This window comes from Peptoniphilus mikwangii (genome assembly GCF_000468535.1).
Lineage (GTDB): Bacteria > Bacillota > Clostridia > Tissierellales > Peptoniphilaceae > Anaerosphaera > Anaerosphaera mikwangii.
The window spans coordinates 669,665-683,556 of record NZ_AUQY01000002.1 but is presented as its reverse complement, the minus strand read 5'-3'; the positions used below and the strand labels follow the sequence as shown (position 1 = coordinate 683,556).

The following is a 13,892-nucleotide window of genomic DNA, read 5'->3' as shown; positions in this document are numbered from 1 at the left end:
ATAATTATAAATATTTTTAATCTTAAATTGCAAAGAAGATTTAAGATTAATATGTGTTAATAAAAAGAGAAATGTAATTTACATTTCTCTTTTTTTAGATTAAAACTATATCTGTAAAGCCGTTTTTCTGTGCAACTGTTTTTAAATATTCTTTTTCATTATCTGAAACGGAATGCAAATTTGAAAATTCACTTCTAACGCCAAAAGGCCTATAAGAAATAAGCTTATATCTAATATTTTTAATTTTCAAATAAGGAGATAATTCTTTTGTTATCGTATCAACTATTTTAAGATTATCTTCTCCCGCCATTAATACAGTTCTTATTTCTTCAAGTTTACCAAGTTTCGCAAGATAATGCATATTTTTTAAAACTGTCTTGTTTGAACTGCCGGTAATTCTTTTATGTGAGCTTTCTTCAAGTGCCTTTATATCCAGCATAAAGCCGTCAGTTAATTCAACGAGCTCTTTCATATTTTCATTTGACAAATCAATTAATCCGTTTGTATCCACAAGTATATTTAAATTCAATGTTTTTATTTTTTTAAAAAATTGAATTAAAAATTTATGATGAATAGTACATTCACCGCCACTTGTCGTAATACCTACGATAAACGGTCTGATTTTTTTTACTTTTTCAAATAATTCATCAACAGAATAAAATTTTATATCATCATTTTCTTCTTCCGAATGTATTATTTTTATAGTTTCAGGATTGTGACAAAAACTGCAATTTAGATTACAACCTTGAAAAAATATTGCACATCTGTTACCGGGACCGTCAACTAAACTCATCGGAAGAAATTGATTTACAGGAGCTCTACACATTTCTTACCTTACGATTTAGAAGTTCATACTTATTAAAAGCATCTTGTGCATATTGAACTGTATCATAAGAAACTTGTTCGCATCTATTTATTTTTTCTATGTCTGATTTTTTTACAAGATAACCTGTAACTCTTATTAAGTCAGAGTCACTTCCATAAGAAGAAATATATCTCATACCCATTTCAAATGCGGCTTTGAATATGTCAAGTACAGCTTTTGGATTCTTCTTTGCAGTATTTTCAAACGGAAAATGATCACCAACTCCTGACGGAAAATATTTATGAAATTTTGCAGCTTGAGTTATGTGTTCATACATCATAGGTTCTCTGCCAATTTTAATTCTAACACCTGCAGTTGTGCCCTCGTCATTTGCCGCACCTACTTGAGAGTGAAGCATAAATTCGTGATTCCATATATTTGAATACTTGCTTTTAAATGATTTAACTCTTTTTTCAAGTTCATCCATTACCCTAAGACCTATTTCATCTGCTTTATCACTATGTCCGAATTCAATATCTTCATTGAGCTTTTTTGCAAGTTCATTTACACATTCATACAGTCCGACAACACCAAAAAGACCTACAAAATTTTCTTTCTTTACAAATCCTTCTTTTACTAAAAAATTTGTTTCAAAAAATTGGGTTTTATTAACTAAAAAATCAATTTTGCTTTCCATAAAATGGAGCATTGTATCTATTGCGTGCGGCATAGTATTTTCAAAAAAGTCATCATATGATTTTGCTGCAAGTGCTATTTTGTTAAGTCTCAGTCTTGAAAGCGTAAATGCTCCTCCACAAACCGGGAGTGCATTGTAGCAACTTGCGATGCCGAATTTATTTTTTCCGAAGTCTTTTTGATAATAATTTAAATTTGCAAATGCAGGATTGGCAGAGTCGATAGATGCCTCAATAGCTTTTTCCGCAAAACTATCGGGAGTTAAATCCTTATCATATAGCAGTGTTAGGTTTGGAGTTACATTTTGAAGTGAGGCAAGATTATTTAAAATTATGTTTCCTGCTTTTGTTTCTTCAGGACCTATGTTTGCATGACAAAATGAATCGTCGATTGTTCTGTCAAGTTGGATTAAAAATAATCTTATAATTTCATCGGCATCTTTTTCATCTTCAATAAACGGTTCAAGAAGTCTATCAAGTGAACCGATATAAACGGGAAACCTTGTAACTGACGGAACGTGATGATAAAAGATTAAAAGATTATTTATTGCTTCTCTTAAATTTTTTGCCGGAGTAAGTCTTAAAAACTCACAGCCTTCTTTAAGAAGTTTTTCATAGTCCGGAAGTATATATCTTGGAGCATAAGGAGCATGACCTTCGTCAAGATCACAAATCTCTCCAAGCTCATATAAATTATAAAAATCATCGTTTTCATTAACGGGATAATCCATAATATTTTCTGATATTTTAGCTAATCTTGAAGTTTGTTGCTCATATGTAAGAGCAGGATTTTGCATAGTATTTAATACTTCATTTTTAATTTGTTCTACTGTAAAAAATCTTTCCATAAAAATTCCTCCAAAGCTTTATATTATCTTGATAAGATTATATAATAGTGTCGATAGATAAAATATGACTTATGTCACTTTTAATTAAATTTACATTAGGAGAAAATTATGTTAGGTGCATTTTTAAAATCAATTTTCAATGGAGAACAAATTGACGAAAAGTTTTTAATTAGAAATAAAATGTCAATTTATGATTTTTTTCAGGGAGAAATAATTATAGCTGAAGATGAAAGAGTTGAGTATATAGATTTTTTGGTACAGGGTAGTGTATTTATAAGTAAATTTTCAAAAAGTGGAGAAAGAATTATAGCAAATAGCCTAAAAGCTCCGCAGATTTTTATGTTGCTTGAATTTTTAGGAGGAATGGACAATACAATTGGAACAATTACAAGCCTTACAAATATAAAAATAATCAGAATTCCATTGTCATTATTTAAAAAAGAGCTTAAATATGATATTGAACTTTTAAATTTAACATTAAATTATGTAAGTAATTTTGCTGTAGAACTTATGAGTCAGCAAATAATTAAAAAATCACACAGCATAGAATATAATATTTTAAATTATTTTTATAGCATAGTACTTGAAAATAAACTGCCATGTAAAATTGAATTCAATAAAAGTTTTTTAGCAGACTTGTTTAATATAAACGTAAGGACAGTTTATAGATATTTAAATGAGTGGGAGGAGAAAAATTTTATAAAACGACAAGGGCAAAATATTATAATAAATAAACAGGGATTTACGAAAATAGAAAAATTTTTAGATTTATAATCTGACATGCTGATTTTAAATATATTGTGTATTTATCAGAGCAGATAGGCGAAGTCAGACGAGTTTGCATGTAATTATAATGATGCCTGTTATCTTTATGTGTGAAGATAGTATTCTAAAAAAGCAAGATGAAATTTAACTCATCTTGCTTTTTAATCTAATTATTATTTTTCATAATCTTCTGAGAAAACTTTTCTTGCAACATCTTGATCTATTTTGTAGAAAGATATTTTTCCCGGTTTATATTCATCGCCGGGTAATGTCTTGAAGTTTATTTCATCTTTTTTTATGTTTTTTACTCCGTAGAATCCGAGTGAGAGGATTTCATTTCTCGTCATATTTGTCTGTGTGTTTTCGGCAATTATTTTCAAAAATTTAGGTATTAAAACTACATTTTTAGGATTTTTAACTTTTTGAAAAAGTTCCGCCATAAAATTTTGTTGCGCTTTTATTCTGTCTATATCTTGATTCTTATATATTTTTCTTGTTCTTAGATAGTTTAGTGCAGCTTGACCGTCTAAATGGTTGGGACCATGTTTTAAATCGATTACAAGAGGTGGATTTACCCATTCATCTGTATAGTAATAGTCGTCATATTCCCAATCTATATCCATACCTCCTACGGCATCTATAGTTTGTATTACTGTGTTATAATCGACGACTATATATTTATCAATTTTTGTATCTAAGAATTTTTCTATTGCAGCTATTGTTCCTTCTGCTCCGTTTATAAAAAAGGCTGCATTTATTTTTTGATGTCTTTTTTTAGAACCGGGTAGATACTCAAAGTATGTATCTCTTGGAATAGACACTACCTGCATTTTATTTGTAGCTTTATTTATTGTTGCAAGCATTAGTGTGTCTGAATGGGCAGGTGCATTAGGATCGGGCGTATCAAGTGTAACCGGTGATTCCTTTCCGATTAGTAATATATTTATTTTATCTTGACCTTTAAATAGGTTGTTTATTGCTGCTTCATCCATCTTTGGATATAAAAAGTATATTGCTGCTGCTGATACTATTATAATCGTAAAAATAAAACCTAGTAAAAATTTAAAAAATTTTTTCATATATCCTCCTGTTTTTGACATAATAATATAATACATTATTTTTTCAAAAAGTGTGAGTAAAAATTGAGATAATTTAAAAAATTTTTTATTACAATAGTTAATAAATGTTAAAGAATTTATTGCAAAACTCAAGACTCAATAGGAAAAAATAAGGCGCAGTAAAAATTGCCAACGATAACGCAATTTTCTTTTTCAAAATTTTTGTCAGGTCTGTTTTTGTAAAACTGTATTTTGAATTAAATATATAGATTAATATGCCTGCTATTACTATTGCGGCAAAGACTAACAAAAAGCTCGGCAAATTTTTTGTAGGATTATAAAACGCAAACTCAAAGTAATCTATGAATGGTTTATTTTTGAATAATCCCTGTAATATTTTGCTGTTACGTGAAATTGCCGTTAAACCCATTAGAGAGAATAATAGAGCTATTCCTGCTATAATATCACTTAGAAAACCGAATATAACTATTTTCATAATTGATTTTTTATATATTTCTTTTTTATTTTCAATGTTTAAAAATTTCAATGTGAATAAAAATACTATACTGTCTACTATAAAATTTGCAGGGATTGTATATATCCAGACAACTGGAAATGCTATTAAAATCCATATCGGCAAAATTAAGTTATATAATTTTATTTCTTTTTTATTTTTTGTTTTATTCATAAAATTATCCTCCTTTTCCTTGTATTATACCATATTAGTTGATAAAATTTATTATATTAATTGATGGAAAATTAATTAAGAGGAGTGATTTAGATGAACAGTAGAATTAATAATGTTAAATTGTATATGAATAGAGAAGAAATTAATAAGCTGCTTATAACTGACCCGTATTCAATATTTTATTTGATAGGTAAGTGGTTTAGTCCGGGAGAGAGATTACTTATGCTTTTAATAGATGCAAATGGAAATATGAAATTATTTTTAAATAGATTATTTCCTGCAAGTGATGATTCAGAACCTGAAATTATTTGGTATTCTGACTCTGAAAATCCTTTTGATATGATAGCTTGTAATTTATCGGGTGTTGTCGGTGTGGATAAGAATATGCCGGCAAGATTTTTATTACCTCTTATGCAAAACTGCAATGAGATTGATTTCGTTGAAGGATCATATATTGTAGATGATTTAAGAGGGGTCAAGGATAAAGATGAAATTGAAAAGATGATAAAGGCCTCTGAAGTAAATGATGCGGCTATGGATATGATGAAAAGAAAACTTTCGGAAAATTTAAGTGAGGAAGAAATGGCAAAGTATCTTTTAACTGCATATGAAAGTTTAGGGTCCAATTCCTTCAGCTTTGAACCTATAATAGCTTATGGGGTCAATGCTTCTGATCCGCATCATGAAAATGACAACTCTCTAAAAAAAGAAGGAGATTGTATTGTAGTAGATATGGGATGTTTACTTGATGGATATTGTTCCGATATGACAAGAACATTTTTTTATAAAAATGTAAGTGAAAAAGCTAAAGAAGTTTATGAAACTGTTCTTGCGGCAAATCTTGCAGGTATTGCAAAAGTAAAACCCGGAGTTAGATTTTGCGATATAGATAAAGCTACAAGAGATGTAATAGAAAATGCAGGCTATGGCGAATATTTTACACATAGAACAGGACATTTTATAGGTCTTGAAACTCATGATAAGGGAGATATTTCTTCTGCCAATACTAAGGTGGCGGAGGTTGGAAATATATTTTCTATAGAGCCGGGAATTTATATTCCGGGTGTTGTTGGCGTTAGGATTGAGGATTTAGTTCTTGTAACGGAAGACGGCTGTAAGGTTTTAAACAACTATCCTAAGAAACTTACTATAGTAGAATAGGAGGAAATTATGATTATAAGAGGAGCTGAAATTGCAAAAAAACTTACAGTGGATATAAATGATTCCATAGATGAGTTAATGGGAATAATACCTTGCATTACAATTATAAGAGTAGGAGAAAAAGCTGCAGATCTTGCATATCAAAGGGGTGCTGTTAAAAAATTATCTGAATTCGGAATAAAATGTGTTATAGAAGCTTTTCCGATGGAGATTACACAAGATGAATTTATAGAAAACTTTAAGAGGATAAATGATGATGAAAGTGTTCACGGAATTTTACTTATGCGTCCTCTTCCTGATCATTTAGATGATTCTTTAGTAGAGAGGATAATAAATCCGCTTAAAGATGTTGATGGAATAAGTCCGATGAATCTTGCGGGAATTTATCTTGGAAATGAAAAGTTTTTTGCACCATGTACTCCACAAGCTGTAATGGAAATTTTAGAAAGTATTAATTATGAGCTCAGGGGTAAAAAAGTTGTAATAGTTGGTTGCGGCAAAGTTGTAGGAAAACCCCTTTCACTTCTTATGATGGCGAAGGATGCCACAGTTGTAAGTTGCAATGAATTTACGAGAGATTTAGTTTCGGAATGTAAAGATGCCGATGTTTTAATTTCTGCAGCCGGAGTTAGAAACTTAATAGGGAAAGAACATATATCATCAAAAACTGTTGTAATTGATGTTGGAATAAATCTTGATGAAAATAATAAATTGTGCGGGGATGTAAATTTTGATGAAGTATCTGAAATAGTCTTTGCAATTACACCTGTGCCCGGAGGAGTAGGTTCGATAACAACACATGTACTTGCAAAACATCTTATAAAAGCAGTTAAAAATTTAATGAATAACTGATAGTTGTTATTTTATAAATTATAAAGAAATTGGGAAAAATAAGAATTTTATTTTGATTATAAATTCGGTTTAATAAATAAAAGACTACATATTATTGTAGTCTTTTTCATTTATTGTTTAACTTTTGAAGCCTTATCAAATATGAAGTATCCTATTACAAAAAGTATTAGTAAAAGTGATATTGCTTTATTTTGTTGTCCGGTTATTTGAGACACAATCGAAATTAAAAGAGTTCCAAAAACAGATGCTCCCTTACCGCATATATCATAGATTCCAAAGTATTCTCCGGATCTTTCAGCAGGTATTATTCTTACATAGTATGAACGTGATAGGGCTTGTATAGCACCTTGGAACATACCTACTGCAACTGCCAGTATCCAAAATTCATATAATTGGTCAAGTTGTATTGCATATAGGGCTATAAGTCCATAAGCTATTATACAAATTTTAAGAAGCTTATCTGTTGAGTACTTTTTAGAAATATGAGCAAACCATATTGCACACGGAAAAGCTACAAGTTGTGTAACAAGCAGTGCAAGTATTAATCCGTTTGACGATAATCCGAGAGATTTTCCGTAAGCTGTTGCCATATTTATTATTGTGTATACTCCGTCAATGTAGAATAAGAAAGAAAGCAGGAACAAAAATACTTTTTTATCTACAAAGATTTCTTTAAGCGTAAATAACAGTCTTGAATACACTTCTTTAATCCCTACAACGCCGGTATCTAAAAAGTGAACTTGCTTATAGCTTTTAATAAGAGGAAGCGAAAATGCAAGCCACCATACTGCGTTTAATAAGAAAGAAATTATAATGGCATTTGACATACTTAAATGCAGTTTGTCTTTGCCGAATATTATTGCGATTGAGATTATAAAAGGAACGCAGCTTCCGATATATCCCCATGCGAAACCGTACGAAGAAACTTTATCCATATTTTCATCCGTTGTAACATCCGGCAGCATACTGTCATAAAATATCAATGAGCCGTTATAACCTATTTTTGTTATGACATATAGAACTAAAAAGAGCATATAATTTTTAGAAAACGGCATTAAACTTAGAGACATTACTCCAAACATAACAAATATTGAAAATAATAGATTTTTTCTTCCTTTATTATCTGCTATTGCACCTAAAACAGGACCTAAAATTGCAACCACAATCGTAGATATTGTTATACCGTACCCCCAATATGCAAGGTATGTAGCCGCATCAAGGAATTTCTCTGCAAGATTGTTAAATACAATAGGAATCATAGTTGTAGACAGCAATATAAAGGCGCTGTTACCTACATCATAAAATATCCACTTTTTTTCAAGCGGTGTTAATTTTTTCATACTTCCCCCTCATAATTAATATAAAAATCTTTTGCCGGCAGGTCATCTTCAAATATTACATTAAATATGTTGTCAATAAGTTTTGGAGCTGATTTAAGTGAACTATAAAAAATATCGGATAAAACTTCATTTGAGTGTTTAGATTCTTTAAAGGGAACAGCTCTTAGTATTTGACCGCTGTAATCTTTTTTAACTCCAAGTAAATCCATTAATGATAATAGAAAGTTCTCCTTAAATTTACTTTCGCAATGGAAAAATTTTTTCCAACTTCTAAAGCCGCTTAAGGAATTTTTTACATCGTTAAAGCTGACGTTGTAGCTTTCATAGAGTGGATGTATATTTTTGCAAATTGCATTTGTATTTGGGATTAAATTATATTCTTTAAATCTTTTAGGATCAGAATCATCTGTAATTAAAAAATATCTGTCGAGTTCATATTCAATATCACAGTGTGAATAATCAGATGTTATAAGTGCATTTACATCAGGATGAATTTTACTGTCCAGTATAAAATGACATATTGAACCCAAAAAATATGCACTTACAGGGGAATCTATTTTTTCACTCATTATAAGATTTTTATTTCTATTTAAAAAATCGATAAAAGATTTAGAATGAATTTCATCTGCAAGTTTTATTTTATGAATTATAAAACTTGTATTAAAATAAAAAGGATCAGGACCTTGTTGACCGATTAAATATTCCGCTTCATATTTGTATGCAATTTCCTTTAAATCTTCTCTTAAGTTATCTCTAAGCATCAGCCCGAATTTATTGTGTGTATATAAATTTGCCATATTGACCTCCCAAACTTATTTTAACACATTAGCCGAGTATTTAATATGTTAAAATAACTTAAAAAATATTGATTGATGATGTAAAATTATTTTATAGAATCTATTAGTTGAGGATGGTGATAGTATGAGAAATAAAACTGAAGTAAAAATTTTATCTATAATCATGATATTTAGTATTTTATTTTTTAGTGCATGCAATATTGATGAAAACAATAAAAAACCATATGGAGTTTTTATAGGGGCAGGACCTGATTCAATAGAGAAAATGAAGAATTATGAACTTATTGTTGTTGATGCGAGTAATTTTTCAGATACGGATATTGCAAAAATTCATTCTAACGGGCAGAGAGTGTATAGTTATTTAAATATAGGATCTATCGAAAGTTTTAGACCATATTATGATGAATTCAAGTCTATTACAATGGGAAACTATGAAAATTGGAGTGAAGAAAGGTGGATAGATGTTTCTGACAGCAGATGGAAAAAATTTATAATAGAAGATATTGCCGGAAGCTATATTGACAAGAAGATAGACGGTTTTTTTGTAGATAATATAGATGTGTGGTATGAATATCCGAGTTCCGAAATATATGAAGGTATTTTAAATATTTTATATGAATTAAATAAACTCGGTCTTCCGATAATAATAAACGGAGGCGACAGTTTTATGAGAGAGGCTGTTAAAAGTGATGAGATTTATAAAATAGTTGACGGAGTAAATCAAGAGTGTGTATTAACATCAATAGATTTTGAAAATGATAGACTTTGCGAGAGAAATAATATAGAAGAAATAAATTATTTTAAAGAATATTTGTCAATATGTAAAAATTTTGGTATGAAAGTATATGTTTTGGAATACAGCACAGATAAAAACATTAAAAATAAAATAAAACAATGGTGTGAAAATGAAAATTATCTCTATTATATTTCTGAATTGATAGAACTTTTATGAAATTAAAAAAATATCAATAAAGTTTTGTTAAAACCTTGCAAAAATGCTATGAAAATGGTAATATAATAAATTGCATAATAATAATTAGAGTGGCGTAGTGTTCTCTAAATTAGGTAGCAGTTTAATCTGCGATAGAATTTGAGGGGTGAATAATTTAATGGTACATCCTGTGAAATATGGGAAGAGAGAAAGAATGAGTTTTTCTCGAATAGACGAGGTACTAAGTCTTCCAAACCTTATTGAAGTGCAGACAGATTCTTTTGAATGGCTTTTAAAAGAAGGATTGAAAGAGGTTTTTGACGATGTATCTCCAATTGAAGATTATTCGGGAAATTTGATTTTGGAATTTGTTGATTATTATATTTCCGACGAGATTAAATATGATATTGACGAATCCAAACAAAGGGATACAAATTACTGTGCACCGCTTAAGGTTAAGGTAAGGCTTATTAATACCGAAACCGGGGAAGTGAAGGAGCAGGAAGTTTTTATGGGAGATATTCCTTTGATGACTCCTAACGGAACTTTCATAATAAATGGAGCGGAACGTGTTGTAGTATCTCAGCTTGTTAGAAGTCCTGGTGCGTATTATAAGGTTGAAACGGATAAAACCGGAAAAAAATTATATTCTTCAACTTTAATACCGAATCGTGGAGCTTGGATTGAGTTTGAAACGGATGCTCAAGGTGTAGTAAATGTTAGAATTGACAGAACAAGAAAAATTCCTGCAACAATACTTCTTAGAGCTATAGGTATTGAATCAAATCTTGAAATCAAGCAAATGCTTGGTGAAAGTGAAAGTCTCTTAAAGACATTTGAAAAAGATACAACTTCAAACAAGAATGAAGCTTTACTTGAAATTTATAAAAAGTTAAGACCTGGTGAGCCTCCTACAATAGATTCAGCTAAGTCTTTATTTGAAAATATGTTTTTTGATAATAGAAGATATGATCTTGCTCATGTAGGAAGATATAAGTTCAATAAGAAACTTGGAATTTCTGCAAGGATTTTAAATCACTATGCAAGTGAGGATATAGTAAATCCTGAAACTGGAGAAATTCTTGTATCTGAAGGAGAACTTATAAATGAAGAAATGGCATCTGCTATTGAAAGATGTGGAATTAACAGATTGACTGTTACAATTAAATCTCAACATGATGGAGAAGCTGATAGAGACGTAATAGTTATAGGAAATAATTTTGCATATGCGGATGATTTTGAATTACCTTTCGACTTAAGAGAGCTTGGATATAGAGAAAAAATTTATTATCCTCTTTTTAAACAAATAGTTGAAGAAAATTCAGAAGACGTAGAAACTTTAAAGAATGAACTTAAAAAGAATATTAATCTTTTAAGTCCTAAACACATTATAGTTGATGATATTATTGCTGCTGTAAGCTATGAATTCGGACTTTTTGAAGGAGTAGGCGTTGTAGATGACATTGATCATCTTGGAAATAGAAGAATAAGAAGTGTAGGAGAGCTTTTGCAAAATCAATTTAGAATTGGTATCTCAAGAATGGAAAGAGTTATCCGTGAGAGAATGACAATTCAGGATTCAGATGCAACAACTCCTCAATCGCTGATAAATATAAGACCTGTAACAGCTGCAATCAAAGAATTTTTTGGGTCATCGCAGTTGTCACAATTTATGGATCAAAACAACCCTCTATCAGAATTAACACACAAAAGAAGGTTATCTGCACTTGGACCTGGCGGGTTAAGTAGAGATAGAGCAGGATTTGAAGTGCGTGACGTCCATAATTCACACTACGGAAGAATGTGTCCTATCGAAACCCCAGAAGGACCAAATATAGGACTGATAACTTCACTTACAACCTATGCGAGAATTAATGAGTACGGTTTTATAGAAGCCCCTTACAGAAAAGTAAAGCTTGGCGAGGGGATAGTAACTAATGAAATAGAGTATATAACAGCTGATGTAGAATATGAGCAAATAATTGCTCAGTCAAATGAGCCTCTTGATGAGAATGGAAAATTTATTAATGACAGAGTAGTTGCCAGAGGACATGAGGGAATAGTAGATATTTATGATGCAAAGAGCGTAACATGTATGGACGTATCTCCTCAACAAATTGTTGCGGTTGGTACAGCTATGATTCCGTTTCTTGAAAATGATGACGCCAATAGAGCATTAATGGGAGCAAATATGCAGCGTCAGGCAGTTCCTCTATTAACTACTGAAGCACCTATAATCGGTACGGGAATTGAATATAGAGCGGCAAAAGACTCAGGAGTAGTAATTGTAGCTACTGATGATGGAGAAATAGTAAAAGTTGATGCCACAGAAATCCATTTAAAGAGAAGTGGGGATGGAGTGGTTGATAAATATAAATTGCACAAATTTGTAGGTGGTAACCAAGGTACTACTATTAATCAAAGACCTATTGTAGAAAAAGGCCAAATGGTGAAAAAAGGCGAAATAATTGCCGACGGACCTAGTACAGATCAGGGAGAAATGGCTCTTGGTAAAAACATACTGATTGCATTTATGAACTGGGAAGGTTACAACTATGAAGATGCGATACTTGTAAATCAAGAACTTGTAATAAAAGATACTCTTACATCTCTTCATATTGAAGAATATGAATCGGAAGCAAGAGATACAAAGCTTGGACCGGAAGAAATAACAAGAGATATACCTAATGTTGGAGATGACATGCTGAGAGATCTTGATGAGCGTGGAATTATCCGAATCGGAGCAGAAGTAAATCCGGGAAATATATTAGTTGGAAAGGTTACTCCTAAAGGAGAAACTGAACTTTCTGCAGAAGAAAGACTACTTCGTGCAATATTTGGAGAAAAAGCGAGAGAAGTAAGAGATACATCTCTTAGATTACCTCATGGAGAATCCGGAATTGTAGTGGATGTAAAGACATTTACAAGAAAGGGTGGAGATGAACTTCAACCCGGAGTAAATGAAATGGTAAGAGTTTTTGTAGCTACAAAGAGAAAAATCCAAGTTGGAGATAAGATGTGCGGTAGACACGGAAATAAGGGTGTTATTTCAAGAGTTCTTCCTAAAGAAGATATGCCTTATATGCCTGATGGAACACCAATTCAAATTGTACTAAATCCTCTTGGAGTACCTTCTCGTATGAATCTCGGACAAGTACTTGAGGTTCACCTTGGACTTGCAGCAAAAAAATTGGGTTGGCATGTTGCAACACCTGTATTTGACGGTGCAAATGAAAAAGATATAACAGATGCGCTTGACCTTGCGGGTTACCCTATTGATGGAAAAATTCAACTTAGAGATGGAAGAACCGGGGAAGAATTTGATCATCCGGTAACAGTGGGATATATGTATATGTTAAAACTTCACCATCTTGTTGATGAAAAAATTCACGCAAGAAGTACAGGACCTTATTCTCTTGTGACTCAACAACCTCTTGGAGGAAAGGCACAGTTTGGAGGACAAAGATTTGGAGAGATGGAAGTTTGGGCTCTTGAAGCATATGGAGCAAGCTATACTCTTCAAGAAATGCTTACAGTTAAGAGTGATGATATAGTAGGAAGAGTTAAGACTTATGAATCAATTGTTAAGGGAGAAAATATTCCTCAACCGGGAATTCCGGAATCCTTTAAGGTTTTAATTAAGGAACTGGAATCTCTTGCTCTTGAAATTAAGGTACTTGATGATGAGGGAAATGAAGTGGACCTTCAAGTTGACGATGATGATTTAGATAAGATTGATACTATCGGAAATGATTCTGATGAAGTAAAAGAATTAATTGAAAACAATCAAGCGCCTACACAGGGAGCTGTCAGAAAAATGTCTCATGATGAAGATGTTAATTATGATGATGATATTGAAGATGAAGAAGATGAATTTGAGGGCACTTTTGAGGAAGATTTAAGTTCCTTTGAAAATGAGCCTGATTATGAGTAGTAATAAGTTATCAAGGAA

General features: G+C 31.3%; 11 protein-coding genes. 5 read left to right on the top strand and 6 right to left on the bottom strand.

Annotated elements, in window-relative coordinates; genetic code table 11:
- Positions 1-94: 94 nt before the first annotated feature.
- Together M915_RS03640 and M915_RS03635 are read right to left on the bottom strand one after the other, a co-directional pair.
- Complete coding sequence (locus tag M915_RS03640) at positions 95-826, bottom strand: radical SAM protein (RefSeq protein ID WP_036729431.1); 732 nt, start codon at positions 824-826, stop codon at positions 95-97.
- Complete coding sequence (locus M915_RS03635) at positions 819-2,348, bottom strand: YjjI family glycine radical enzyme (protein ID WP_036729429.1); 1,530 nt, start codon at positions 2,346-2,348, stop codon at positions 819-821. Before M915_RS03635 ends, M915_RS03640 begins: the two co-directional genes overlap by 8 nt.
- A gap of 108 nt (positions 2,349-2,456) precedes the next feature.
- On the opposite strand from M915_RS03635, the gene M915_RS03630 reads away from it, so the two are divergent.
- Positions 2,457-3,122, top strand: coding sequence for a Crp/Fnr family transcriptional regulator (locus M915_RS03630; RefSeq protein WP_036729426.1), 666 nt, complete (start codon positions 2,457-2,459; stop codon positions 3,120-3,122).
- A 164-nt stretch (positions 3,123-3,286) separates the two neighbouring features.
- Here the strand turns inward: M915_RS03630 and M915_RS03625 are convergent, their stop codons facing one another.
- Both M915_RS03625 and M915_RS03620 read right to left on the bottom strand, forming a co-directional pair.
- On the bottom strand, positions 3,287-4,192 hold the full coding sequence (locus tag M915_RS03625; RefSeq protein ID WP_051259782.1) for an LCP family protein: 906 nt from the start codon (positions 4,190-4,192) through the stop codon (positions 3,287-3,289).
- A gap of 97 nt (positions 4,193-4,289) precedes the next feature.
- Positions 4,290-4,859, bottom strand: coding sequence for a hypothetical protein (locus tag M915_RS03620; RefSeq protein WP_036729423.1), 570 nt, complete (start codon positions 4,857-4,859; stop codon positions 4,290-4,292).
- Positions 4,860-4,952: 93 nt separating this feature from the next.
- Here M915_RS03620 and M915_RS03615 point away from each other — a divergent pair, with 93 nt between their 5' ends.
- Positions 4,953-6,020 (top strand): M24 family metallopeptidase, encoded by a 1,068-nt coding sequence (locus M915_RS03615; RefSeq protein ID WP_036729421.1) that lies wholly within the window; start codon positions 4,953-4,955, stop codon positions 6,018-6,020.
- A gap of 9 nt (positions 6,021-6,029) precedes the next feature.
- A complete protein-coding gene (locus tag M915_RS03610; RefSeq protein ID WP_036729418.1) occupies positions 6,030-6,872 on the top strand; it encodes a bifunctional 5,10-methylenetetrahydrofolate dehydrogenase/5,10-methenyltetrahydrofolate cyclohydrolase in 843 nt (280 codons plus the stop codon).
- A gap of 110 nt (positions 6,873-6,982) precedes the next feature.
- Here the strand turns inward: M915_RS03610 and M915_RS03605 are convergent, their stop codons facing one another.
- Both M915_RS03605 and M915_RS03600 read right to left on the bottom strand, forming a co-directional pair.
- The gene (locus M915_RS03605; RefSeq protein WP_036729416.1) at positions 6,983-8,212 is read right to left on the bottom strand and encodes an MFS transporter; all 1,230 of its coding nucleotides are present in this window, start codon (positions 8,210-8,212) and stop codon (positions 6,983-6,985) included.
- Positions 8,209-9,009 carry a zinc dependent phospholipase C family protein gene (locus M915_RS03600; RefSeq protein ID WP_036729414.1) on the bottom strand — a complete coding sequence of 267 codons (801 nt, stop codon included), beginning with the start codon at positions 9,007-9,009 and terminating at the stop codon, positions 8,209-8,211. Before M915_RS03600 ends, M915_RS03605 begins: the two co-directional genes overlap by 4 nt.
- Positions 9,010-9,133: 124 nt before the next feature.
- Between M915_RS03600 and M915_RS03595 the strand changes: the two genes are divergently transcribed.
- Together M915_RS03595 and rpoB are read left to right on the top strand one after the other, a co-directional pair.
- On the top strand, positions 9,134-9,961 hold the full coding sequence (locus M915_RS03595) for an endo alpha-1,4 polygalactosaminidase (protein WP_036729411.1): 828 nt from the start codon (positions 9,134-9,136) through the stop codon (positions 9,959-9,961).
- Positions 9,962-10,118: 157 nt separating this feature from the next.
- Positions 10,119-13,874, top strand: coding sequence for a DNA-directed RNA polymerase subunit beta (rpoB, locus tag M915_RS03590; RefSeq protein WP_036729409.1), 3,756 nt, complete (start codon positions 10,119-10,121; stop codon positions 13,872-13,874).
- The last annotated feature ends 18 nt before the right edge of the window (positions 13,875-13,892 follow it).